This is a genomic window from Streptomyces sp. NPDC003032 (genome assembly GCF_053591415.1).
The window spans coordinates 38,458-62,170 of the sequence record NZ_JBSFTT010000006.1; the positions used below are offsets into that span (position 1 = coordinate 38,458).

The 23,713-nt window shown below is 72.3% G+C and carries 24 protein-coding genes; 15 read left to right on the forward strand and 9 right to left on the reverse strand.

Annotated elements, in window-relative coordinates:
- Window positions 1-36: 36 nt before the first annotated feature.
- From ACWDZ7_RS10435 to ACWDZ7_RS10455, 5 genes are all read right to left on the reverse strand, one after another.
- A complete protein-coding gene (locus tag ACWDZ7_RS10435; protein WP_451796283.1) occupies window positions 37-699 on the reverse strand; it encodes a response regulator transcription factor in 663 nt (220 codons plus the stop codon).
- Entirely contained in the window at window positions 696-2,144 is a 1,449-nt protein-coding gene (locus ACWDZ7_RS10440) for an ATP-binding protein (RefSeq protein ID WP_451796284.1), read from the reverse strand. Before ACWDZ7_RS10440 ends, ACWDZ7_RS10435 begins: the two co-directional genes overlap by 4 nt.
- On the reverse strand, window positions 2,131-2,514 hold the full coding sequence (locus ACWDZ7_RS10445; protein ID WP_451796285.1) for a small secreted hydrophilic protein: 384 nt from the start codon (window positions 2,512-2,514) through the stop codon (window positions 2,131-2,133). Before ACWDZ7_RS10445 ends, ACWDZ7_RS10440 begins: the two co-directional genes overlap by 14 nt.
- Before the next feature lie 88 nt (window positions 2,515-2,602).
- Window positions 2,603-2,884 (reverse strand): Lrp/AsnC family transcriptional regulator, encoded by a 282-nt coding sequence (locus tag ACWDZ7_RS10450; RefSeq protein ID WP_125512351.1) that lies wholly within the window; start codon window positions 2,882-2,884, stop codon window positions 2,603-2,605.
- A 37-nt stretch (window positions 2,885-2,921) separates the two neighbouring features.
- Window positions 2,922-3,665, reverse strand: a complete 744-nt coding sequence (locus tag ACWDZ7_RS10455; protein WP_451796286.1) for a rhomboid family intramembrane serine protease — start codon at window positions 3,663-3,665, stop codon at window positions 2,922-2,924.
- A 157-nt stretch (window positions 3,666-3,822) separates the two neighbouring features.
- On the opposite strand from ACWDZ7_RS10455, the gene ACWDZ7_RS10460 reads away from it, so the two are divergent.
- The 5 genes from ACWDZ7_RS10460 to ACWDZ7_RS10480 all read left to right on the forward strand — a co-directional run bounded on the left by ACWDZ7_RS10460 (window position 3,823) and on the right by ACWDZ7_RS10480 (window position 9,285).
- A complete protein-coding gene (locus ACWDZ7_RS10460; protein WP_358584052.1) occupies window positions 3,823-4,062 on the forward strand; it encodes a hypothetical protein in 240 nt (79 codons plus the stop codon).
- A gap of 34 nt (window positions 4,063-4,096) precedes the next feature.
- Window positions 4,097-5,446 carry an NYN domain-containing protein gene (locus ACWDZ7_RS10465; RefSeq protein ID WP_451796287.1) on the forward strand — a complete coding sequence of 450 codons (1,350 nt, stop codon included), beginning with the start codon at window positions 4,097-4,099 and terminating at the stop codon, window positions 5,444-5,446.
- A 269-nt stretch (window positions 5,447-5,715) separates the two neighbouring features.
- Entirely contained in the window at window positions 5,716-6,747 is a 1,032-nt protein-coding gene (locus ACWDZ7_RS10470; protein WP_451796288.1) for an NlpC/P60 family protein, read from the forward strand.
- A 230-nt stretch (window positions 6,748-6,977) separates the two neighbouring features.
- Window positions 6,978-8,012 (forward strand): NlpC/P60 family protein, encoded by a 1,035-nt coding sequence (locus tag ACWDZ7_RS10475; RefSeq protein WP_451796289.1) that lies wholly within the window; start codon window positions 6,978-6,980, stop codon window positions 8,010-8,012.
- A gap of 37 nt (window positions 8,013-8,049) precedes the next feature.
- Window positions 8,050-9,285, forward strand: coding sequence for a hypothetical protein (locus ACWDZ7_RS10480; RefSeq protein ID WP_451796290.1), 1,236 nt, complete (start codon window positions 8,050-8,052; stop codon window positions 9,283-9,285).
- Here the strand turns inward: ACWDZ7_RS10480 and ACWDZ7_RS10485 are convergent.
- Window positions 9,242-10,552 (reverse strand): glycosyltransferase 87 family protein, encoded by a 1,311-nt coding sequence (locus tag ACWDZ7_RS10485; protein ID WP_451796291.1) that lies wholly within the window; start codon window positions 10,550-10,552, stop codon window positions 9,242-9,244. The genes ACWDZ7_RS10480 and ACWDZ7_RS10485 overlap by 44 nt on opposite strands.
- A gap of 130 nt (window positions 10,553-10,682) precedes the next feature.
- Here ACWDZ7_RS10485 and ACWDZ7_RS10490 point away from each other — a divergent pair, with 130 nt between their 5' ends.
- On the forward strand, window positions 10,683-11,825 hold the full coding sequence (locus ACWDZ7_RS10490) for a glycosyltransferase family 4 protein (RefSeq protein WP_451796292.1): 1,143 nt from the start codon (window positions 10,683-10,685) through the stop codon (window positions 11,823-11,825).
- Between the two features lie 311 nt (window positions 11,826-12,136).
- On the opposite strand, the gene ACWDZ7_RS10495 is transcribed toward ACWDZ7_RS10490, so the two are convergent.
- Window positions 12,137-13,933, reverse strand: coding sequence for an AMP-dependent synthetase/ligase (locus ACWDZ7_RS10495; protein ID WP_451796293.1), 1,797 nt, complete (start codon window positions 13,931-13,933; stop codon window positions 12,137-12,139).
- Window positions 13,934-14,232: 299 nt separating this feature from the next.
- Between ACWDZ7_RS10495 and ACWDZ7_RS10500 the strand changes: the two genes are divergently transcribed.
- The 6 genes from ACWDZ7_RS10500 to ACWDZ7_RS10525 all read left to right on the forward strand — a co-directional run bounded on the left by ACWDZ7_RS10500 (window position 14,233) and on the right by ACWDZ7_RS10525 (window position 19,108).
- Window positions 14,233-15,003, forward strand: coding sequence for a metallophosphoesterase family protein (locus ACWDZ7_RS10500; RefSeq protein WP_451796294.1), 771 nt, complete (start codon window positions 14,233-14,235; stop codon window positions 15,001-15,003).
- A 71-nt stretch (window positions 15,004-15,074) separates the two neighbouring features.
- Window positions 15,075-15,515: an SRPBCC family protein gene (locus ACWDZ7_RS10505; RefSeq protein WP_451796295.1), complete on the forward strand. Its 441-nt coding sequence runs from the start codon at window positions 15,075-15,077 to the stop codon at window positions 15,513-15,515.
- 45 nt (window positions 15,516-15,560) lie between these two features.
- A complete protein-coding gene (locus tag ACWDZ7_RS10510; protein WP_451796296.1) occupies window positions 15,561-16,721 on the forward strand; it encodes an ArsA family ATPase in 1,161 nt (386 codons plus the stop codon).
- Between the two features lie 57 nt (window positions 16,722-16,778).
- Window positions 16,779-17,243, forward strand: coding sequence for a DUF5304 domain-containing protein (locus ACWDZ7_RS10515; RefSeq protein ID WP_451796297.1), 465 nt, complete (start codon window positions 16,779-16,781; stop codon window positions 17,241-17,243).
- Between the two features lie 52 nt (window positions 17,244-17,295).
- Entirely contained in the window at window positions 17,296-18,249 is a 954-nt protein-coding gene (locus ACWDZ7_RS10520; protein ID WP_451796298.1) for an ROK family glucokinase, read from the forward strand.
- A 109-nt stretch (window positions 18,250-18,358) separates the two neighbouring features.
- Window positions 18,359-19,108: an endonuclease/exonuclease/phosphatase family protein gene (locus ACWDZ7_RS10525; protein WP_451796520.1), complete on the forward strand. Its 750-nt coding sequence runs from the start codon at window positions 18,359-18,361 to the stop codon at window positions 19,106-19,108.
- A 27-nt stretch (window positions 19,109-19,135) separates the two neighbouring features.
- On the opposite strand, the gene ACWDZ7_RS10530 is transcribed toward ACWDZ7_RS10525, so the two are convergent.
- Window positions 19,136-19,861 carry a hypothetical protein gene (locus ACWDZ7_RS10530; protein WP_451796299.1) on the reverse strand — a complete coding sequence of 242 codons (726 nt, stop codon included), beginning with the start codon at window positions 19,859-19,861 and terminating at the stop codon, window positions 19,136-19,138.
- Window positions 19,854-20,633 (reverse strand): alpha/beta hydrolase, encoded by a 780-nt coding sequence (locus tag ACWDZ7_RS10535; protein ID WP_451796300.1) that lies wholly within the window; start codon window positions 20,631-20,633, stop codon window positions 19,854-19,856. The genes ACWDZ7_RS10530 and ACWDZ7_RS10535 overlap by 8 nt, the downstream gene beginning before the upstream one ends.
- 154 nt (window positions 20,634-20,787) lie before the next feature.
- Between ACWDZ7_RS10535 and ACWDZ7_RS10540 the strand changes: the two genes are divergently transcribed.
- From ACWDZ7_RS10540 to ACWDZ7_RS10550, 3 genes are all read left to right on the forward strand, one after another.
- A complete protein-coding gene (locus ACWDZ7_RS10540) occupies window positions 20,788-21,552 on the forward strand; it encodes a lysophospholipid acyltransferase family protein (RefSeq protein WP_451796301.1) in 765 nt (254 codons plus the stop codon).
- Window positions 21,553-21,620: 68 nt separating this feature from the next.
- On the forward strand, window positions 21,621-22,862 hold the full coding sequence (gene macS / locus ACWDZ7_RS10545; protein WP_451796302.1) for a MacS family sensor histidine kinase: 1,242 nt from the start codon (window positions 21,621-21,623) through the stop codon (window positions 22,860-22,862).
- An 80-nt stretch (window positions 22,863-22,942) separates the two neighbouring features.
- On the forward strand, window positions 22,943-23,596 hold the full coding sequence (locus ACWDZ7_RS10550) for a response regulator (protein WP_451796521.1): 654 nt from the start codon (window positions 22,943-22,945) through the stop codon (window positions 23,594-23,596).
- Window positions 23,597-23,713 lie beyond the last annotated feature (117 nt).

Below are 23,713 nucleotides of genomic sequence, written 5' to 3' on the forward strand. Positions count from 1 at the left end.
TTCACCGGCCGTCGGACCGGACTCGTGTCCGGGCGGTCAGGCCGGGAGGCGGTACCCCATGCCGCGTACCGTCTCCACCCGCTGCGAGCCCAGCTTCTTGCGCAGCGCGCGGACGTACACGTCCACGATGTTGGAGCCGGGGTCGAAGTCGTAGCCCCACACATGGGAGAGGATCTGCTCGCGCGAGAGCACCTGCCCGGGATGGCGCAGGAACAGCTCAAGAAGTACGAACTCGCGTGCCGTCAGATCCACCGTCCGCCGGTCCGAACGCGCCCTGCGCGTGCGCAGGTCCAGGGACAGCTCGCCGCTGCGCAGCACCGTCACCTCGGGCGCCCGCGCCGCCGTGCGCAGCCGCAGTCGCACCCGCGCGAGCAGCTCCTCGAAGCGGAAGGGCTTGGTCATCCAGTCGTCGGCGCCGCCCTCCAGGCCCGCCACCGTGTCCCGCACCGAGTCGCTCGCGGTCAGCACGATGACGGGCGTGGTCACCCGGGCCTCGCGCAGCTGCCGCAGCACCGTGAAGCCGTCCATGCCGGGCAGCCCGATGTCCAGGACGATCAGGTCGAAGCCACCGGTCAGGCCGTAGTCGTGGGCGGACTCGCCGTCGCCGACCACGGTGGTCGTGAAGCCGTTGGCGCGCAGGCCCTTCTCGACGAAGGAGGCGATGCGCTCCTCGTCCTCGACGATCAGAATGCGGTTCATGGGTGGGCCGCCCCTTCCGGCTGGGCCTGCACGAGTACGAAGGTGGCGCCGCCGCCGACCGTGGGGCGCAGCTCGACGCGCCCGCCGTGGCTCTCGGCGATGGCCTTGACGATGGCGAGGCCGAGCCCCGCCCCGGTGGCGCGCGCGCCGCGCCGCGCGGTGCCGCGGCGGAACCGCTCGAAGATCACCCCGGCGTCCTGCGGCTGTACGCCGGGCCCGCTGTCGGCGACGTACAGCTCGATCTGCCGCCCGTGCAGCCGCGACCCTATGCTGACGCGCTGCCCGGGAACGGTGTGCTGGACGGCGTTCTGGGCCAGCTGCACCATCGCCTGGGTGATGCGCTGGGCATCCAGGTCGGCCTCGGCGTCGGCGACTTCGGCGAGGTGCCAGTCGCGCTCGCCGAGCGCCCGTGCCTTGACGAAGACGTCCGCGGTCAGCTCGGCGAGCTGCACCGGCCCGGGGGTGACGAAGTCGGGGCGCTCGGCCTTGGCGAGCAGCAGCAGGTCCTCGACTATGCGGCTCATCCGGTCCAGCTCCTCGGTGACGATACGGACGGTCTCCTCGCGCTCCACCGGGTCGTCGCCCATCAGCTCCAGGTGGCCGCGGACGATGGTGATGGGCGTGCGCAGTTCGTGCCCGGCGTCGTCGACGAACTCGCGCTGCGCCGCGAAGGCCCGCTCCAGGCGGTCCAGCATGCCGTTGAAGGTCTCGGCGAGGGCCGCGATGTCGTCCCGCCCCTGCACGGGGATGCGCTGCGTCAGATCCTGCTCGGTGAGGTGCGCGGCGGTCGTCCGCACCAGCCGCACGGGCTTGAGGATGCGGCCCGCGACCGCCCAGCCGATGCCGGTCGTCATCAGGAGCGCGACCCCGGAGATGGCGAGCAGCATGGTGAACACGTCACTGGCCTTGGCCTGTTCGCCGGCCGGGTGGAAGGCGACGACGAAGGCCGCCTCCGGATGCGTGCCGCTCGCCTTGACCACCACCTTCGACCAGCGGACCTCGCCCTCGGGGCGGCGCAGCGTGCCGGTGGCGTCGGGGGAGTCGAAGACGGCCGTCAGCGAGGCGGGGTCCTCGGCGAGCGGGTGGTCGATGCGCGGCTCACGGGCCTGCTGCTTCTTGGCGGGCACCGTGCCGGCGCGGCCGATCAGGCCGAGCAGCTCCTCGTCGGGATCGGCGTACTGCCGTGACAGGAAGAGCCGCAGCAGCGGGTCGGCGTCGGTGAACTTCTCGCCCGTGTGCGGATCGACACCTTCGTGTACGAAGTTGGTGAACTCCCCGGTCTCCTGGGCCAGGAGGCGGTCGATCCGGTGGTCGACCTCGCGCAGCAGCACCGAGCGGGTGGTGGCCGCGACGGCGGTGAGCGCGGTGGCCATCACCACGAGCAGCCACAGCAGGATGCGGACGCGGGCGGAGATCCGGTGGCGCGGCGGTTCAGCCGTCGTCACCTGCGCCGTCGTCGTCGCTGTCGTCCCCGCCCGCGCTGCCGTCGTCGTCGCTGTCATCGCCCGAGGAACTCCCGTTGGCCGGCGGTGGGGTGGCCTTCTCGTCGTTGACGGGGGGCGGGGTGCCCCTCTTGTCGCTGACGGGCGGCGGGGTGGCCTTCTCGTCGCTGACCGGCGGCGGGTGGACCTTCTCGTCGCTCGGGGTGGGCCGGGGGGTGGTGGGCTTCGCGGACGGCGAGCGGCTCTCCAGTTCCACCTTCGGCGGGGCCTTGGGCGGCGCGGGGTCGTCGGTCAGGAGGTAGCTGGTCGTGGCGATGCCGAGCGGGATCGCCACGACGGCGGCCAGGGCGGCCATGCGGTGGGAGAAGGCCATGAGAGGAGGGTGGACGGCGTACCGCTTCGTCAGGATGAGCCGCAGATGAAGAAACCCTCATGGAGCCCGGGTGACGCCCCTTGACCGGCTACGAGTCGAGGCCGATCGCGAACGCCGCCTCCAGGTCGTGCTGCGAGTACGTACGGAACGCGACGTGCGTGTCCGTCGCCTCCACGCCGGGGATCTTGCTGATCCGCCCGGGGATGACGTCCGCGAGGTCGTCGTGGCGCGGCACCCGGACCATCGCGATCAGGTCGTACGTACCGGTCACGGAGAAGACCTCGCTGACCGAGTCGAGCGCGGCGATCGACTCGGCGATCTCCGGAATCCGGTCCACGCTGGTCTTGATGAGCACGATCGCGGTGATCACGGCTGACTGTCTCCCTCGGTGGCCGGTGCTGTGCCTTTCACTCTAGCCCTCCCGTCTCCGGCCCCCGCCCCGGCGAGGACGCGCTGGGCGCCACCCTCCTCCGTCGCGCACACCACCCCCACGCGTACAGGAACCCGAGCGAGAAGCCCACCAGGTGCGCCAGATACGCCACTCCCGTCCCCTTGCCGCCCTGCCCCGCCGCCAGCCACTGCAGCGCCACCCAGAACGGCAGCACCACCCATGCGGGAAAGCGCAGCGGCAGGAAGAAGAGGAACGGGAAGAGGCTGGTGACGCGCGCCTTCGGGAAGAGATAGAGGAAGGCGCCGAGGACGGCGGAGATCGCCCCCGAGGCGCCGACGAGCGTCTGGCCGGAGGCCGCGTGCGCCGCCGCGTAGGCGAGCAGGGCGAGGTAGCCGCAGCTGACGTAGAAGAGCGCGTACTGGAGGTGCCCCATGCGTTCCTCGACCATCGCCCCGAAGACGTACAGGAAGAGCAGGTTCCCGAGCAGATGCACCCAGCTGCCGTGTACGAACAGGGCGGTGAACGGGCCGAGCGCGGCGCGCGGGACGCCGCTGAACAGCTCGGCGGGCACCACGCCCCAGCGTTCGAAGTAGGCCTGCTGCGCGGCGAGCAGCCGGTCGCCGGTGCCGTAGGCGTGGTTGAGCCCGGAGACCGGGGAGACCACGAAGACCAGACAGCAGACGGCGATCAGTCCGTATGTCACCGGGGCGGACCGCCCCCTGAGCAGCCCGGCCGTCTGGGGGCCCCATGCTTTGAACATGGACAGAGCATGACGTAACGGTCGCTACCCGCATAGACCGCCATGCCGCGACGGAGGCCGCCGCATGGCGCCCCTTACAGGCCTTAGGGTTACGGGCAATGCGCACCACGGAACAGCGCGGACGCACCACGGCCACCGAGGAAAGCGAACAGCCACGATGACGGTTCCCCTGCCGACCGCCACCACCCGGTGGCGCTGCACGCTGTGCGGCAATCTCACGCGTTTCGACGTGACCCGCACGTCGAAGGTCGTCGAGTATGTGCACCTCGACCTGGCCGGTGAGTCGAACGTCGAGGAACGCGAGGTGGTCAGTGAGACCATCGAGTCGGTGCGCTGCCGCTGGTGCAACGCCGTGGACCAGGTGGAACTCGTGGACAGGCCGGGCACCGACTCCTGAGGGAGCGGGGCCCGCACAGCTAGTGGGGTGACGGATGGTGGAGAGCGCAGGCGGGGAGCCGGACGACGGCACCGCTGAGGTGCTCGACCGTCCGCTGCCCGACGGGGTGCGCCGACGGGTCGTCCGGCTCGTCTCGGACGGCTTCGGCGGACTGACCCTGGCCGAACTGCCCGCACAGCTGCGGCAGTACGCCCGCTTCACCCCCACCCGGCGCGCGAAGTTCGCGGGCAACGCCATGGCGGCGGCGCTGGAGAACGACACCCTCTTCCGCCAGCGCATCGGCGAACGCCTCAGAGAGGCGCAGGCGGAGCTGGCCGGTGCCCTGGACGCGGGCTCCCCGCCCCCGGCGGCCGACCCCCTGGACGTGGCCGCCGCGGCCTATGTGCTGCGCCCCGCCGGCTGGGTGAAGCTGGTGACCGCCGCCGGCGAGGAGGCCCAGCGGGCCGACGCCGAGCGCGCCGACGAGGAGACGCGGGCCGAGCTGGAGCGGCTGCGCGAGGAACTCGCCGCGGCCCGGGACCAGACCAGGGCGGAGACCGAGCGGCTGCGCGCGGAGCTGGAAGCGGCGCGCAGGGAAGCCGAATCGATGCATCGCAAACTGCGCGGCGCGCTCAGCGACGTCAAGCGCGGCGAGGCGGCGCTGCGCAAGGCCACCGCCGAGACCGAGGCGATCCGCGCCGAGGGCCAGGCCCAGGTGTCCGCCGCCGAGAGCGAGACGCGGCGGCTCAAGGCGCGGCTCGGCGAGAGCGAGGCCGCCCTGGAGGCCAGCCGCAGGGCGGCGCGCGAGGGGCGCAGCGTCGAGGACATGCGGGTGCGGCTGCTGCTCGACACGGTCCTGGAGGCGGCCCAGGGGCTGCGGCGCGAACTGGCTCTGCCGCCCGTCTCCGTGCGGCCCGCCGAGACCGTGGACGCCGTCGAGCCCGGCCGGATGTCCCCCAAGGACATCGCCGCCCGCGCGCTCTCCGAGAACGACCCGGCGATCCTGGACCAGCTGCTCGCCCTGCCCCAGGCGCACCTGGTCGTCGACGGCTACAACGTCACCAAGACCGGCTATCCGACCATGCCGCTGGAGAAGCAGCGGCTGCGTCTGCTCGGCTCGCTCTCGCAGCTCGCCCTCCAGTCGGGCGCCGAGGTCACCTGCGTCTTCGACGGCGCGGAGCTGGCCGCTCCGGTGCTGCTCGCGCCGCCGCGCGGGGTGCGGGTGCTCTTCTCCAAGCCGGGTGTGACCGCCGATGAGCTGATCCGTCAGCTGGTGCGCGCGGAGCCGCCGGGCAGGCCCGTGGTCGTCGTGTCGACCGACCGTGAAGTGGCCGACGGGATCGCGAAGGCGGGGGCGCGGCCGGTGGCCTCGGTGGTGCTCTTGAAGAGGCTTTCGCGGGGCTAAGGGGCCTCGCGTAACTCCTGGGCCCTATGCCCGAATTGAGCCCCCCACGCATGCGACGTAGCGTCAGAAGATCATCACTGGCTGTGCGTTATCGGTAAAGAATGCGCTTGGCGACCCGTTTTTTGCCGACGGGATTTGAACTGATCACAAGAAGGTCACTAGGGTCTCGCCTCGAACCCCCGCTCGGTTGATCACCCATCCGGGGTGGCGGCGGTGGTACCCGCCCGCCGCGTCCCGGTAGGCGGCCGGAGGAAGAAGGAGCCGCCCGCGTGGCGTCCCACCGTCGACCCAAGCAGCCGAGCCGCACCCGCGTGACCGTGCTCACCGCGACCGCCGCCGCTGCCGTTGCCCTCACCTCGCAGGGCGCCGCCCAGGCCGCGCCGAAGCCGGGCAAGGACGAGGTCAAGTCCAAGGTCGACAAGCTCTACGAAGACGCGGAGCGGGCCACCGACAAGTACAACGGGGCCAAGGAGAAGCAGGAGAAGCTGGAGAAGCAGATCGACGCTCTCCAGGACAAGGTCGCCAAGGGCCAGGGCGAGCTCAACGACCTGCGCGACGGCCTCGGTTCGATGGCCAGCGCCCAGTACCGCTCCGGTGGCATAGACCCCTCCCTCCAGCTCTTCCTCTCCGCCGACCCGGACGACTACCTCGACAAGGCGTCCACCCTGGACCAGTTGAGCAGCCAGCAGGTCGACGAGCTCAAGAAGATCCAGAAGAAGCAGCGGGACCTCGCGCAGCAGCGCAAGGAGGCCGCGGGCAAGCTCGACGACCTCGCGGACACCCGTACGGAGCTGGGCAAGAAGAAGCGGGAAGTCCAGGGCAAGCTCGGCGAGGCGCAGAAGCTCCTCAACACGCTGACCGCCGACGAGAAGGCGGACATGGCCGCCAAGGAGGAGAAGCGTGCGAGCCGCGCCGCCGACAAGCGCGCGGACCTCGGCAAGGAGACCCCCGCGTCGGGCCGCGGTGCCGCCGCCCTGAACGCCGCCGCCACCCAGCTCGGCAAGCCGTACGTCTCCGGAGGCACCGGCCCCAACTCCTTCGACTGCTCCGGGCTGACCCAGTGGGCGTACTCCCAGGCCGGAGTCTCCCTCACCCGGACCACGTACACGCAGCAGAACGACGGTACGAAGATAGGCCGCGGCGAACTGAAGCCCGGCGACCTCGTGTTCTTCAACAACCTCGCGCACGTCGGCCTCTACGCGGGCAACGGCCAGGTGCTGCACGCCCCGAAGCCGGGCGCCGTGGTGCGCTACGAGTCCATGGAGTACCTGGGCGACTTCCAGTTCGGCGTCCGCGTCTGACCCCGGCGCGCCACCCCGCCTGACGTCAACGTCTCGCCGACACCGCCCGAACGGGCGAATTCCGGCAACCGCCGCTGACCCCACGCCCCGTTCATGACCTGCGTCTGAACGGGGCTTCGGCCTGTCCGCACCCATCCGGCCGTTGGCCTCCGCGTAGTCACACGGTTACTGTCGGCGCGCATTCCCCCGGACAGCCGGGGGACCGTCAGCAGAAGGGAGAGCGGCTTCCCGTGGGGTCCCATCGCCGTCCCGCACAGCCCGGCCTCGACCGGGGCACGCGCGTCACCGTCCTGTCGGCGGCCGTGGCCACCGCCGCCGCGGCCCTCGCCGCCGCGCCGGCCGGCGCCGCACCGCAGGACAAGCCGTCCGACACCCGGGCCGAGGTGGACCGGCTGTACGAAGAGGCCGAGCACGCGACAGAGGCGTACAACAAGGCCGACGAGCGCACGGACAAGCTGCGCGGGCAGGTCGAGCGGGCCAGGGACAGCGTCGCGCGCGGCCAGGAGCGGATCAACCAGATGCGCGGCGCGCTCGGCGCGCTCGCCGAGGCGCAGTACCGCGAGGGCGGCATCGACCCCTCGCTCCAGCTGCTGCTCTCCTCCGACCCCGGCGGCTACCTCGACCGGGCCACGGCCCTGAACCGCGTCAGCGCCCGGCACGCGGGACAGCTCGCCGATCTCCAGAAGGCCCAGCACGGCCTCGCACAGCAGCGCGCCGAGGCCGGGCGCAGACTCGCCGAGCTGGAGAAGAGCCGCACCACCGTCGCCCGCCACAAGCGCGCCGTCGAGCACAAGCTCGCCAAGGCCAGGCGGCTGCTCAACTCGCTGCCGAGCGAGGAGCGCGACGCGTACGACAAGTCCTCGCGCTCCGGCGGGCACGCGGAGCCGCCGCCGGACCTCGAAGGCGCCGCCCCGTCCTCCTCGCGGGCCGCCGCCGCCATCGCCGCCGCCCGCTCGGCGGTCGGCCGCCCCTACGTGTGGGGCGCCAACGGCCCCTCGGGCTTCGACTGCTCGGGCCTCATGCAGTGGTCGTACGCCCAGGCCGGGGTCGGCCTGCCGCGCACCTCGCAGGCCCAGCGGCACGCGGGGCGCCAGGTGCCCCTGGCCCAGGCACAGCCCGGCGACCTGGTGACCTACCGCGACGACGCCAGCCACATCGGGATGTACATGGGCAACGGCCAGGTGGTGCACGCCCCCTACCCCGGGGCGCCGGTCCGCTACGACCCCGTCGGCATGATGCCGGTCTCGTCCGTGACGCGGATCTGACCGGCGACCGGCCGCCCCCGCCCCGTACGATCGGGAGGTGGCTGGGCACAGGCGTGGGTCGTGGGCGGTGGCGCTGTTCCTCGCGCTCTGCCTCGGCGTACTCACCGGATGCGGCGCCGACCCGGTCCCGGACACCGCCGCGGGCGACGTCCGCAGGCTCCTGGAACGCAGGGCGCACGCGGTCCTCGACGGCGACGAGAAGGCGTACGAGCGAACGGAGAGGCCCGAGAGATCCGAGCGGGCGGCAGCGGGCACGGCCGGGGCAGGCCCGTCGGACCTCTTCGCGAACGTCCGCGCCGTCCCGCTGGAGTCCTGGGAGTACCACCTGAACGGCCTGGAGCGCTCCGGCTCCCGGGCCACGGCCGGCGTCGAACTCCGCTACCGCGTCAAGGGCCACGACCGCGCCCCGCTCACCGCCGCGCGCACGCTCTCCCTGGAGCGGCACGGCGGGCAGTGGTACGTCACCTCCGAGCGGCCCGCGAAGAAGGCGAGCCAGCAGCTGTGGGACCAGGGGCGGGTGCGGGCCGAGCGGGGCGAGCGCAGCCTCGTCCTCGGCGTCGGACAGAGCGCCGAGGAGCTGCGCGCCTACCGCGAGCTCGCCGACCGGGCGGTGCCCGCGGTGCGGGACGCCTGGCCGGGGAAGTGGCCGGAGAAGGCCGTCGTCATCGTGCCCCGTTCCCTGAAGGGCATGGCGGGCCTCCTCGGGGCGCCCGCCTCCGGGTACCGGGGGATAGCGGCGGTCACCACGGGCGAGGCGGGCGGCTCGGGGCGGGCCCCGGCGGACCGGATCATCGTCAACCCCGAGGCGTACGGCGTACTCGGGGACTTCGGAAAGCAGGTCGTCCTCACCCACGAGACGGCCCATGTGGCGACCCGCACACAGACCTCCGGGGCCACCCCGCTGTGGCTCTCCGAGGGCTTCGCGGACTGGGTGGGCTACCGCGGCACGGGCCGCACCGCGGCGCAGGCCGCGCCCGAGCTGCGGCGGGCGGTGGAGGCCGGGCGGCCGCCCGGCGCGCTCCCCGAGGACGAGGACTTCGGCTTCGGCGAGGACGCGGGGCGGCTCGCCGAGTCGTACGAGGGCGCCTGGCTGGCCTGCCGGATGATCGCGGACCGGTGGGGCGAGCGGAAGCTGACGGACTTCTACCGTGCCGTGGGCGACCATGAGAAGCGGGCGGGCGCGCTCGAGGACGAGCTGCGGGACGTCCTGGACACGACGCCGGAGGAGTTCACGGCGCGCTGGCGTACGTATCTGCGCTCGGAGCTTGGCTGACCTGCCCCGGCACCGGCCGGGCGGCCCTGCCGCGCGGCTCGGACACCGTCTGCCGCCACAGGTTCCGGCAGGCCAGCAGCGCCGCCGCGACCAGGAGGCCGTTGCGTACGAGCAGCAGGGCCACGCCCAGCGGATCGCTGGCCACCACGTGCGAGAACCAGACCGGGAACTCCAGGAACGTCACGAACGTGGCCGCGAGGACCAGACGGGCCGGGAGCTCCATGCGGCTCGCGCGGAACGCCAGACAGACGGCGGCGGCGCCGACCAGCCACAGCATGTACTGCGGGCTGATCACCCGGCTCGTCGCGGTGAAGAGCAGCACGGCCACGAAGGCCGCGTCCGCGAGCGTGCTCGCCGAGCGGGCACGGGCGCGCAGCCGCCACGCCAGGAGCCAGCAGCAGGCCGCCGCCGACAGGAGCTGCGCCGCCGCGCTCACCAGCGGGACGCAGGGGCCGAGGAACTCCACCGAGCCGTAGTTCAGCCGGACCTCGCCCCGCCAGCCGAGGTGCCGCCCGACGTGGAAGACCAGCGCGCCGAGCGACTCCACCTCCGTGCCGCGGTCCCGCTGGAAGGTGAGGAACGCGAGCGCGCCCGGCATCGCCACCAGGAACGCCAGCGTGGCACCGAGAGCCGTGCCCACCGCCGCCGCCCACGACCGCCGGGTCGCACGCCCGCGCGGGACGCCGACGAGCAGCAGCACCGGCCACACCTTGAGCAGCGCCCCGAACCCGGCGAGCGTCCCCATGGTGCGCGGATGCCGGGCCCCCGCGAGCAGCGCGGCGACCGCGACGGCGGTCACCGTCATGTCGTAGCGCGCGTACGCGGTCGGCCCGAGCAGAGGCACGCCCACGACCCACACCCACAGCCCCCGCGCCGACTTGCCGGGCCGCCGCCCCGCGTACAGGAGCAGCCCGGAGACGGTGGCGTCGGCGAGGAGGGCGAGGACGAAGAAGGCCGGGGCGTAGCCGAGGAAGGGCAGGACGGCGGGGGAGAGGACGGCGAGGGCGGCGGCGGGCGGGTACTGCCAGGTGACGTCGTCGAGCGGGAAGGTGCCGGTGCGCAGGATCTCGTACCAGCCCTGGTAGATGACGGAGACGTCGCTGGTGACGTCGGGGCCAGGGGCGGTGAGCACATGGAAGACGCAGAGCAGGAGGAGTGTCCTGGTGAGCACCCATACGACGAGGACACGCGCGATATCGGCCCTGCGCACTCCGCGCACTCCGCGCACTCCGCGTACTCCGCACTCTCTGCGTGCTGTGTCTGCCATGCGCGCGCCTCGCCCCTTTTCGCACACTTCATTGTGATTCGGGGTGTCATGATGCCGGGCGGGGCCGGGCGAGGGCGAAGAGGCTGGGCCATTCGGTCACTGTCGGCCGCTTTCGGTACTGTCGGGCGCGATGCACAAGACCCTGATCGTCACGAACGACTTCCCGCCCAGGCCCGGTGGCATCCAGGCGTTCCTGCACAACATGGCGTTGCGCCTGGACCCCGAGCGGCTCGTCGTCTACGCCTCCACCTGGAAGCGCGGCCGCGAGGGTGCCGAGGCGACGGCCGCCTTCGACGCCGAGCAGCCCTTCGAGGTCGTACGCGACCCGACGACGATGCTGCTCCCCACTCCGCGCGTCACCCGCCGCGCGGTCTCGCTCCTGCGTGAACACGGCTGTACGTCGGTGTGGTTCGGGGCGGCGGCGCCGCTGGGGCTCATGGCGCCCGCGCTGCGCAAGGCGGGGGCGACGCGGCTCGTCGCCACCACGCATGGCCACGAGGCGGGCTGGGCCCAGCTGCCCGCGTCGCGTCAACTCCTGCGCAGGATCGGCGAGTCGACGGACACGATCACCTATCTCGGCGAGTACACGCGCTCGCGCATCGCCGCCGCCCTGACGCCCGCCGCGGCGGGACGCATGGTCCAACTGCCCCCGGGTGTGGACGAGAAAACATTCCACCCCGGCTCGGGCGGTGACGCCGTGCGGGCGCGGCTCGGTCTGACCGACCGGCCCGTGGTCGTCTGCGTCTCGCGGCTGGTGCCGCGGAAGGGGCAGGACACGTTGATCCTCGCCATGCCGGGGATTCTGGCCCGGGAGCCGGAGGCGGTGCTTCTCGTGGTCGGAGGCGGGCCCTACGAGAACGACTTGCGCAAGCTGGCCGCCGAGACCGGCGTCGCGGACTCCGTGCGGTTCACGGGGGCGGTGCCCTGGGGGGAACTGCCCGCGCACTACGGCGCCGGTGATGTCTTCGCCATGCCGTGCCGGACGCGGCGCGGAGGCCTGGACGTGGAGGGACTCGGCATCGTCTATCTGGAGGCGTCCGCGACCGGGCTTCCCGTCGTCGCGGGCGACTCCGGCGGGGCGCCGGACGCGGTGCTTGACGGGGAGACGGGGTGGGTCGTCCGGGGCGGCGCCCCCGAGGAGGCGGCGGAGCGGATCGCTGCGCTGCTGGCGGACGGGGAGCTGCGGGCCCGCATGGGAGAGCGGGGCCGCTCCTGGGTCGAGGAGAAGTGGCGCTGGGACCTGCTGGCGGAGCGGCTGAGGGAGCTTCTGTAGCGCCCAAGGGGCTGCCCGCCGGGGGCCGTCGTGCGACTGACGGCCGCCATGGGTTGCTCGCGCAGTTCCCCGCGCCCCTGAAAGCCGGGCTGCGCCCGCTTCCAGGGCCCCTGAAGCGGGGCAAAGCCCCCGCTTCAGGGGCGCGGGGAACGGCGCGAGCAACCAAGACGAAACGGAGAGCCGCGAACAAAGGAGGCCCCCACGGCGAGTGGGCGGCTTTAGGGGCGCGAGGAACGGCGCGAGCAACCACGACGAGACCGAGGACCGCGAACAAAGCAGGCCCCCCACGGCGAGTGGGCGCCCCGGCAACGCTACCCGCGGTAAATCGCCTCGATTTCGTCCGCGTAGTCCTTGGCCACAACATTCCGCTTCAGCTTCAGCGACGGCGTCAGATGCCCCGACTCCTCCGTGAACTGAGAAGCAAGCACCCGGAACTTCCGTACGGACTCCGCCTTGGAGACCGCCGCGTTCCCGTCGTCCACCGCGCTCTGGATCGCCGCCAGCAGATCCGCGTCGTCACGCAGGGAAGCAGCCGTCGACCCGGCGGGCTTGCCCCGCTCCGCGGCCCACCGGCCGAGGAACTCGTCGTCGACCGTGACGAGCGCGCCCACGAAGGGGCGGCCGTCGCCGACGACCATGCACTCGGCGACCAGCGCGTGCGCCCGGATGCGGTCCTCGATCACGGCCGGGGCGACGTTCTTGCCGCCGGCGGTGACGATGATCTCCTTCTTGCGGCCGGTGATGCGCAGATAGCCGTCCTCGTCGAGGGTGCCGATGTCGCCGGTGTGGAACCAGCCGTCGGCGAGGGCCTCTTCGGTGGCGCCCTCGTTGTTCCAGTAGCGCGAGAACAGGTGCTCGCCGTGGAGCAGGACCTCACCGTCGTCGGCGATGCGCACGACGGAGCCCGGCAGCGGCTGGCCGACCGTGCCGATCTTCTGGCGGTCCCACGGGTTGAAGGCGGTGGCCGCGCAGGACTCGGTCAGGCCGTACCCCTCGAGGACAGTGAAGCCGATGCCGCGGAAGAAGTGGCCGAGGCGCTCGCCGAGCGGTGCGCCGCCGGAGATCGCGTGCTCGCCGCGGCCGCCGAGGACCGCGCGCAGCTTGCTGAAGACCAGCTTGTCGAAGATCTTGTACTTGATCCTCAGGCCGAGGGACGGTCCCGAGGGGGCGTCGAGCGCGCGGCTGTAAGCGATCGCCGTGTCCGCGGCCCTGTCGAAGATCTTGCCCTTGCCGTCGGCCTGCGCCTTGGCGCGCGCCGCGTTGTAGACCTTCTCGAAGACGCGCGGGACGCCGAGGATCAGCGTCGGCCGGAACGCGGCCAGCTCATCGGTGAGGTGCTTGATGTCCGGCGCGTGGCCCAGCTTGATCGGCGCCATCAGCGCGGCGACCTCGACGAGGCGGCCGAAGACGTGCGCGACGGGCAGGAAGAGCAGCACCGAGCACTCGCCCGTGCGGAAGAGCGGCTTCAGGCGCTCCACCACGTTGCCGCACTCGGCGAAGAAGCTGCGGTGCGTGAGGACGCAGCCCTTGGGGCGGCCCGTCGTGCCCGAGGTGTAGACGATGGTGGCCGGATCGTCGGCGCCGGCGACCGCGCTGCGCTCGTCGACGGTCCGGTCCGTGACATCGGCGCCCGCGCGGTTCAGCTCCTCGACGCCGCCCTTGTCGATCTGCCAGACGTGCGCGAGGGCGGGCAGCCGGTCGCGTACGGACTCCACGGCGGCGGCGTGCGCGTCCAGCTCGACGACGCAGGCCACGGCGCCGGAGTCGCCCAGGATCCACTGGATCTGCTCGGCCGAACTCGTCTCGTACACCGGCACGGACACCGCGCCCGCGCTCCAGATGGCGAAGTCGAGAAGCGTCCACTCGTAGCGGGTGCGGGACATCAGGCCGACGCGGTCGCCGGGCCGCACACCGGCGGCGATCAGACCCTTGGCGGTGGCGCGCACCTCCGCGAGGAACGTAGTGGCGTCGACGTCCTGCCAGCTGCCGTCGACCTTGCGGCCGATGACGGCGACATCCGGGTGCTGTGCGGCATTTCTACGGACGATGTCGGTCAGGTTGCCGTCCGCAGGGACCTCGTACAGGGCCGGAAGGCTGAACTCGCGCAAGACTGCTGCTCCTACATAGGGCGCCGGCGCCACGACGTTGTGTGCTGCGACGGTGCGGTCCAAGATCGGGCAGGTGCTCAGTCGAGATGGGGGGCCGAGCACTACTGGACTGCCCGGACGTTACCCACCGGTATGGCTTGTTCGGTAGGGGGGCGGGGCCAGATGTTCGGTGCGTCACACATCGTCGTGGTCTGCATCGCACAGTACGCCACCGCCTTCCCGACTCGGAAGTAACCGCAGGTCCGGCCGGTGACCATGGCCCCTTCCGCCCGTCCGGCGGCCGTCCTAGGGTGATCGGCATGCCAGCTTTCCGGGTCAATGTGGTCAGTGACGTGCACGGCAACGCGGCGGACCTCGCCCGCGCGGGCGACGGCGCCGACGCGCTCGTCTGCCTGGGCGATCTCGTGCTGTTCCTCGACTACGCCGACCACTCGCGCGGCATCTTCCCCGACCTCTTCGGGGAGGGAAACGCGACCCGGCTGGTGGAGCTGCGCACCGCCCGCCGCTTCGAGGAGGCCCGCGCGTTCGGCAGGGAGCTGTGGGCGGGCGTGGACCGCGTCCCGGCGATCGAGCGCGCGGTCCGCAAGCAGTACGCCGAACTCTTCGCCGCCTTCCCCACCCCGACGTACGCCACCTACGGAAATGTCGACATGCCGAACCTGTGGCGCGAATTCGCCGGTCCCGGCACCACCGTCCTGGACGGCGAGCGCGTAGAGATCGGCGGACGCGTCTTCGGCTTCGTCGGCGGCGGTCTGCGCACCCCGATGCGGACGCCCTACGAGATCAGCGACGAGGAGTACGCCGCCAAGATCGAGGCCGTCGGCGAGGTCGACGTCCTGTGCACCCACATCCCGCCGGACGTCCCCGAGCTCCTCTACGACACCGTGGCGCGCCGCTTCGAGCGCGGCAGCCGGGCCCTGCTCGACGCGATCCGCGGGACCCGCCCCAGGTACGCGCTCTTCGGCCACGTCCACCAGCCCCTGGTCCGGCGCATGCGCGTCGGCGCGACGGAGTGCGTGAACGTGGGCCACTTCGCCGGGTCCGGAAGGCCCTGGGCCCTGGAGTGGTGAGCGCGCGGCGCGCGGTAGCCTTCACGCGGTAGGAGACCCCGTTCCGGACCGCATCTGGAGGAGCCACGGCCATGGCCGAACACACCAGCTCGAGCATCACGATCGAGGCGGCTCCGGCCGAGGTCATGGGAGTGATCGCCGACTTCGCCCGCTACCCGGACTGGACGGGCGAGGTGAAGGAGGCCGAGGTCCTCGCCACCGACGAGCAGGGCCGCGCCCAGCAGGTCCGCCTCGTCATGGACGCGGGCGCGATCAAGGACGACCAGACGCTCGGCTACACCTGGACCGGCGACGACGAGGTCAGCTGGACCCTCGTCAAGTCCCAGATGCTGCGCTCCCTGGACGGCTCGTACCTCCTGAAGCCCGTCGGTTCCGGCACCCAGGTCACATACAAGCTGACCGTGGACGTCAAGATCCCCATGCTCGGCATGATCAAGCGCAAGGCCGAGAAGGTCATCATCGACCGGGCGCTGGCGGGGCTGAAGAAGCGGGTGGAGTCCAAAGAGGCGTGACGCCCCCGGCGGCCCGGAAAGGCCGCTGACGTAGCGTTCACCCTTATGCGCACCCTCCTCGTCACCGGCCCCGGCGGCTCCGGGCGGACCACCGTCGCCGCCGCCACGGCGCTCGCCGCCGCGCGCTCCGGCCGGCGGGCCCTCGTGATCAGCGCCGACCGCACCGACACCCTCGGCGCGGTGCTCGGCGGCCCGGACGCGCACCCCGGGCTCACCGTGCGGCGCCTGGCCCCCGACGACCGCTTCCGGGACGACCTGATCGCCCTGCAGGAACGTGCCTCCTCCGGTCTCGACCTGCTCGGCGCCGAGCGGCTCGACGGCGAGGAGCTGACCCCGCTGCCCGGAGCCGAGGAGCTGGCCCTGCTGCGCGCGCTGCGCGACGCCGCCCACGACCCCGCGTACGACACCGTCGTCGTCGACCTGCCGCCCGCCCCCAGAGCCCTCGCGCTGCTCGCCCTCCCCGAGCAGCTGCGCCGCTATCTGCGCAGGCTGCTGCCGCCCGAGCGGCAGGCCGCCCGCGCCCTGCGCCCCATGCTCGGCCGCCTCGCGGGCGTCCCGATGCCCGCCGCCTGGCTGTACGAGACCGCCGCCCGCTGGGAGGACGAACTCGCCGCCGCCCAAGCCGTGGTCGAGGCCCCCGCCACCACCGTGCGCCTGGTCGCCGAGCCCGGTCCCGCGGGCGCCGACGCCCTCGGCTCCGCCGCCACCGGCCTCGCCCTGCAAGGTCTGCGCACCGACCTCCTCATCGCCAACCGCCTGCTGCCCGACGCGTCCCCGGACACCTGGCTCGCGGCGCTCTCGGCCCAGCAGCACAAGACGCTGGACGTGTGGGAGACGGCGTACGACCACGTCGGCAGGGTCCGCCACCTCGGCCACGACCCGCGCGGCACCGACGACCTCGCCGCCCTCGGCGTGCCCGCCCCCACCGCCGCCCCCGGCCCCGTCGAGTGGCCCGTCACCGAAGCGCCCGCCGGCGAGGAGAGCCACTCCTACATCTGGCACATCCCGCTCCCCGGCGCCGTACGCGAGGAGCTAGGCCTCATCCGGCGCGGCGACGAACTCGTCGTCACCGCCGGCGCCCACCGCCGCATCGTCACCCTGCCGTCCGCGCTGCGCCGCTGCACCGTCGCCGGGGCCGGGCTGCGCGAGGGCGAACTGAGGGTGCGGTTCACGCCGGACCCCGACCTGTGGCCGCGCGGACGGTGACTGTTCGGCCGCGCGGACGGTGAACGGACTACGGCCATTCGGGTAACGTCGAGTGGTATGAGCGATGCCAGCGAGCGCGAAGCCCCCGAAGCCGACGCCGACGCCTGGGAGAAGGCGTGCGCCGAGGATCTCGCGGCGGAGCAGGCCCGCCGCCGTGCCCAGTACGGGCCGCAGCCCGGATCGGCCGCCGAAGAGCTGCGCAAGCTCGTCGACGCCGTCTCCGAGAAGCTCTCCGGGCTCCAGTCGCCGCTGCTCGGCGCGGTCGGGCAGGGCGTCGTCGAGCAGACCGTGAGGCAGGTCGTCCAGCAGGCCAAGGCCGCGGTCGAGCCGGTCATCGAGCGCAACCCCGACGTCTTCGACCACCTGGCGGCGGCCGGCTCCGAGCTGCTCGCCGCCTACCGCTCGGCGGTCGAGGGCCAGGAGAGCCGCTGGACGCGCGGCGACACCGCGGACGGCCCGGCGCGCGGCACGGACCGCGGCGACGACGGGCCTCCGGCCGGGGAACACATCGATCTCGACTGACCCCCCTCGGGTACGGTGGGCCGTAGCGGGGCTCGATCGAACTGAGGGATTCATGGGACTCACCATCGGCGTCGACATCGGCGGCACCAAGATCGCGGCCGGAGTGGTCGACGAGGACGGCAACATCCTCTCGACCTTCAAGGTGCCGACCCCTGGTACTTCCGAGGCCATCGTCGACGCGATCGCCTCCGCCGTGGAAGGCGCACGAGCGGGTCACGACATCGTCGGCGTGGGCATCGGCGCCGCCGGCTACGTCAACCGCCAGCGCTCCACGGTCTACTTCGCGCCGAACATCGACTGGCGGCAGGAGCCGCTGAAGGAAGAGGTCGAGAAGCGCGTCGGGCTGCCGGTCGTCGTGGAGAACGACGCCAACGCCGCGGCCTGGGGCGAGTACAAGTTCGGCGGCGGCAAGGGCCACCGCAACGTCATCTGCATCACGCTCGGCACCGGCCTCGGCGGCGGCATCATCATCGGCAACAAGCTGCGCCGCGGCCACTTCGGCGTGGCCGCCGAGTTCGGCCACATCCGGATGGTCCCGGACGGCCTGCTCTGCGGCTGCGGCAGCCAGGGCTGCTGGGAGCAGTACGCCTCAGGGCGCGCCCTCGTGCGGTACGCGCGCCAGCGGGCCAACGCGACGCCCGAGAACGCCGAGTACCTCCTCTCGCTGGGCGACGGCACCCCCGAGGGCATCGAGGGCAAGCACATCTCGATGGCCGCCCGGCAGGGCGACGCCGTGGCCATCGACTCCTACCGCGAGCTGGCCCGCTGGGCGGGCGCCGGCCTCGCCGACCTGGCGTCGCTCTTCGACCCGTCCGCGTTCATCGTCGGCGGCGGCCTCTCGGACGAGGGCGAGCTGGTGCTCGACCCGATCCGCAAATCCTTCAAGCGCTGGCTCGTCGGCGCCGCCTGGCGCCCCGAGGCCCAGGTCATCGCCGCCCAGCTGGGCAACAAGGCGGGTCTGGTCGGCGCGGCGGACCTGGCGCGGGAGCCCGACCCCGTCATGTGACCGACCGGCCGGTCCGGTGTGACCGGCCAGTCCGTACGACCGTGCCCGCCGCGCCCCGCAGAGGAGCGGCGGGCACTGTCGTATCTTGATCGCCATGTCGACGAGTCCCATGGGTACGCTCCCCAACTCCCGCACCGAACCGGACGGTTCGGCCGTCATCCGGGTACTCAGCTACAACATCCGCTCGATGCGCGACGACACCGCCGCGCTCGCCCGGACCATCGCCGCCTGCGCCCCCGACCTCGTCCTGATCCAGGAGGCGCCGCGGTTCTTCCGCTGGCGCAAGAAGCTGGCACGCCTCGCGCGCGCCGCCGATCTGGTGATCCTCTCCGGCGGCGGCTCGGCGGCCGGGCCCGCGCTGCTCTGCTCCCTGCGGGCGACCGTCGAGCGGACCGAGGACGTGCTGCTCCCGCTCACCCCGGGGCTGCACCGGCGCGGCTTCGCCACCGCCGTCGTCCGCTTCGGCGGCGCCCGGCTCGGCGTCCTGAGCTGCCACCTGAGCCTGCGGGCCGACGAGCGGTACGAGCAGGGCGGGATGCTGCTCGACCGGCTCGCCGGGATGGGCGTGGAGCACGCGGTCGCGGGCGGCGACCTCAACGAACGGCCCCACGGGCGGACGTTCCGCAGGCTCGCGGCCGAGCTGCGGGACTGCTGGACGGCGAGGCCCTGGGGCGGCGAGAACACCTCGACGCCGGTCGATCCGCGTCAGCGCATCGACGCGCTGTTCGTCACGCCGGGCATCGAAGTCCTCGGCTGCGGCGTGCCCTTGGACCTGCCCGGCGTGCGCGAGACGGACCTGAGGGCGGCCACGGACCACCTTCCGGTCCTGGCCGCTCTCAGGGTTCCCCCTGCTCCGTGAGGTTCAGGGTGCGCTGGGGCGCCGGGCTCAGACGACCGCGCCGCGTCCCGGGTCGTCGTCCTCGTCGTCGTCCCCGCTGTGCATCCGCGTCACGAGCGTGGCGAAGCCGCCGAGGAAGCCGCCGACGCCGAGCGTGGTCAGCCACCATGTCATCTGCCAGCCGAACAGCACGGCGAGCAGGATGAGCAGCGGGCCGCCGAGCACGGCGAGCCAGGCGAACTTGGCCGTCACGTCGGCCTCGGGCAGCGGCGGCGGCTCCGGAGGCACGAAGTGACCCTCGTCGTCCGCGTCGAAGTCGTCCTCGGACGGCTCGGGGGTGGTGTAGTCGCGCGGGCCGCCGACGCCGGGCGCGAAGGAGACGGAGCTGCCGAGCGGCTTGCCGGCGCCGGGCTCTCCGCCGGGCTTGGCGTCGCGCTCGGCGTTCTTGGCGTCGGGCTTGGCGTTCTTGGCATCGGACTCGGCATCCGAGCCGGCGTCGCGGTCCGGGCCGGTGGAGTCCTTCCCGGGCGCGTCCTTCGTGAGGCCGCCCTGCGTGGGGCCGCCCGCCGGGCCGTTCGTCTCGGACTCCAGGAGTGCCAGGTCCTCCACCGATTTGAAGGGCTTCGCGCCCGGCGGGTCCGCGGGCTCCTCGCCGTACCCCGCGACGATCGCCTGCCAGGCGGCGTCCTCGTCCACCGGCAGCCCGTCGTCGCCGGACGCCTCGCTCTTCTCCGGGTCGCGGCTCTCGTCGCGGTCCGCCTCATGCTCAGCCACCTGTGGCCGTCCCTTCCTTACCCACACTGGGAGCGAGCCGGCCGATGAACGCGTAGCTCTCCTCGAAGATCCGGTCCGCGTCGTGGTCCAACGTCGCCACGTGGTAACTCTGTTCCAGCAGGATCTCCCTGACGTCCGTGGACGAGACGCGGCTGAGGACGCGGGCCGAGTCGGCGGGCGACACCACATGGTCGCGCGGGCTGTGGAGCAGCAGCAACGGCTGCGTCACCTGCGGCAGTTGACCGTCGACCATGCGGAAGAAGAGACGCATGGAGTGCGCGGCGTGCAGCGGTACGCGGTCGTACCCGATCTCCACCGAGCCGTCCTTGGCGATGTCGCTGACGATGCCCTTCGTCGTCCGTACGAGGTGACGGACGACCGGCAGCGCGTAGGGCGCCAGGCCGTGCAGCTTGTTCGCCGGGTTGACCAGGACGATGCCGCTGATCGCGTCGCCGTACTTCGCCGCCAGGCGCAGCGTCAGCGTGCCGCCCATGGAGAGGCCGAGGACGAAGACCTGCGAGCACCGCTCCAGGAGGCCGCGCAGCTCGCGCTCCACCTCCGCGTACCAGTCCTGCCAGCCGGTGATCTGCATGTCCTCCCAGCGGGTGCCGTGCCCCGGAAGGAGCGGCAGCGAGACGGTCAGGCCGCGCTCCGCCAGATACTCGGCCCAGGGGCGCAGCGACTGCGGGGATCCGGTGAAGCCGTGGCAGAGCAGGACGCCGACCTCGCCGCCATCGTGGCGGTACGGCTCGGCTCCGGGGAGGACCGGCACCTTCGGTCTCCTTCGTGAGAGGTGGAAGGGGGGTTCAAGGGGATGGGAGGAGTACTTCACCGTACGCGACCGGGCTGACACCGACCAGGGTCGTCGGGCCCATTGGCCGTACCCCGGGTTAAGGTCTGATCCACACCAACAGGAGGCACTCGGTTTGATCTACGGCGCAATGAAGGTTGCCATCGGAGGGCCGCTGAAGCTCGGCTTCAGGCCCTGGGTGGAGGGCCTTGAGAACGTCCCCGCCGAGGGCCCCGCGATTCTGGCGAGCAACCACCTCTCGTTCTCGGACTCCTTCTTCCTCCCCGCGGTCCTCGACCGCAAGGTCACCTTCATCGCCAAGGCGGAGTACTTCACCTCACCCGGTGTGAAGGGCAAGCTCACCGCCGCCTTCTTCAAGGGCGTCGGCCAGCTCCCCGTGGACCGCTCCGGCGCGCGCGGCGCGGGCGAGGCGGCCATCAAGAGCGGCATCGAGGTCCTGGAGCGCGGCGAGCTCTTCGGCATCTACCCCGAGGGCACGCGCTCGCCCGACGGGCGCCTCTACCGAGGCAAGCCCGGCGGCCTCGCGCGCGTGGCGCTCGCCACGGGCGCGCCGGTGCTTCCCGTGGCCATGATCGACACGGAGAAGATCCAGCCGCCCGGCAAGCTGATGCCGAAGCTGATGCGCCCCGGTATCCGCATCGGCAAGCCGCTCGACTTCCGCCGCTACCAGGGCATGGAGCAGGACCGCTTCGTGTTGCGGGCGCTGACCGACGAGGTCATGTACGAGATCATGAAGCTCTCCGGCCAGGAGTACGTCGACGTGTACGCGACGGCCGCGAAGCGCCAGATCACCGAGGCCGCCAGGGCCGCCAAGGCGGTCGAGAAATCGGTCGAGAAGTCGGTCGGGCAGTCGGGGGACAAGGAACGGTCCGGCTCCTAGCCGCGTCCGTCCGGGGGCGGGCAGACGGCGGTGGAAAGACGGCAGCGGGGGACAGGGCGGTGGGGGGCATGGCCAAGCGCGAGCGCGTCATGAGGATGTCGGTCGAGCAGCCGCTCTGGCGCGCGCTCGCCGGCTACCGCGTCCTGACGATGCTGTACGCGATCGGCCTCTTCGCGACGGCGCACGAGGAACTCGACCGCCCCTGGCTGGCCGTCGTCTACTACGCGGTGCTGGCCGGCTGGACGCTCGGCACGCTGCGCAGCGTGGCGAACGCCGCGAGCTGCACCAAGCGGTTCCTCGTCATCGACCTGACCGTGGCCCTCGTGGGCATTCTGCTCACCCCTCTCGCCGACTCCCACCAGCGGATCGTCGACGGCGGTCCGACGCTGCCCACCATCTGGACCGCCGGCGCCGTCCTCGCGTACGCCATCAAGGGCGGCTGGCGCTGGGCGGCCTTCGCGTCCCTGCTGGTGGGCGTCGCCAACGTGGTGCAGCGCGGGGCGTTCAGCCGCGACACCGTCCACAACGTCCTGCTCGTCTGCATCGCCTCCATCGCCATCGGATACGTCGTGGAGGTGGCCCGCGCCTCCGAGCGCACCCTCGCCCGCGCGCTGGAGATCGAGGCCACGACCCGCGAGCGCGAACGCCTCGCCCGCGACATCCACGACAGCGTGCTGCAGGTCCTCGCCATGGTGCAGCGGCGCGGCACCGCCATCGGCGGCGAGGCGGCGGAGCTGGGCCGGATGGCGGGCGAACAGGAGGTGGCCCTGCGCACGCTGGTCGCCGGGGGCCTGGTGCCCGCCTCGCGGGCCTCGGAGGACGCCTCGCAGGGCGCGCTCGTACGTGCCGTCGAGGAGCCGGACGAGGAGCCCGACGACGCGGAGCCCCGCGATCTGCGCCCGCTGCTCGCCCCGCACGCCGGATCGCAGGTGACCCTCTCCGAACCGGGCGCCCCGGTGCTCCTCGCACCGCCCGCCGCGAGGGAGCTGGCGGCCGCTGTCAGTGCCGCACTGGACAATGTCCGAAGACATGCCGGAGCGGACGCGCACGCCTGGATCCTGGTCGAGGACGAGCCGGGCGAGGTGATCGTGACGGTCAGGGACGACGGTCCGGGCATCCCGGAGGGCCGGCTCGCCGAGGCCGAGGGGGAGGGACGCCTCGGCGTCGCCCTGTCGATCCGGGGACGGCTGCGGGACATCGGCGGCACGGCCGAGCTGATCTCGGTGCCGGGCCAGGGCACAGAAGTGGAACTGAAAGTCCCGCGCGAAGCGGCGCGGGACGCACGGGGGAAGGCAGGAAAGGCACGATGAGCGACCAGCGACAGGACCAGCGACAGGGTCGGCGCCCGGACCAGCGACAGGACCAGCGCCCGGAACCGGCCATCAAGGTCATGGTCGTCGACGACCACCCGATGTGGCGTGACGCGGTCGCCCGTGACCTCGCGGAGGCCGGACTCGACGTGATCGCCACCGCCGGGGACGGCGAGCAGGCCGTCCGCCGCGCGCAGGCCGCCGCCCCCGACGTCCTCGTCCTCGACCTGAACCTCCCGCTGAAGCCCGGCGTCCAGGTCTGCAAGGAGCTGGTCGGCGCCAATCCCGCGCTGCGTGTCCTCGTCCTCTCCGCGAGCGGCGAGCACGCCGACGTCCTGGAGGCGGTCAAGTCCGGCGCCACCGGCTATCTCCTGAAGTCGGCGTCCACTGAGGAGCTGATCGACGCGGTGCGCCGCACGGCCGTCGGCGACGCGGTCTTCACCCCAGGGCTTGCGGGACTGGTCCTCGGCGAGTACCGCCGCCTGGCCACCGAGCCCGCGGCCGGCACCCCGGACGACCCGAAGGCCCCGCGGCTCACCGACCGCGAGACGGAGGTCCTTCGACTGGTCGCCAAGGGCCTGAGCTACAAGCAGATCGCCGAGCGCCTGGTCATCTCCCACCGCACCGTGCAGAACCACGTCCAGAACACCCTGGGCAAGCTCCAGCTGCACAACAGGGTGGAACTCGTGCGGTACGCGATAGAGCGCGGTATCGACAAGGCCGACGACGCCTGACCCCTCGTACGAGTGAACGCACATGATCAATCCCCGTACCCCGTAAGGGAATTGACCGTTCGCCCCATCCCTGAGTGACCTGGATCACCATTAGCGTGACCCGTATCAGGTCACTGA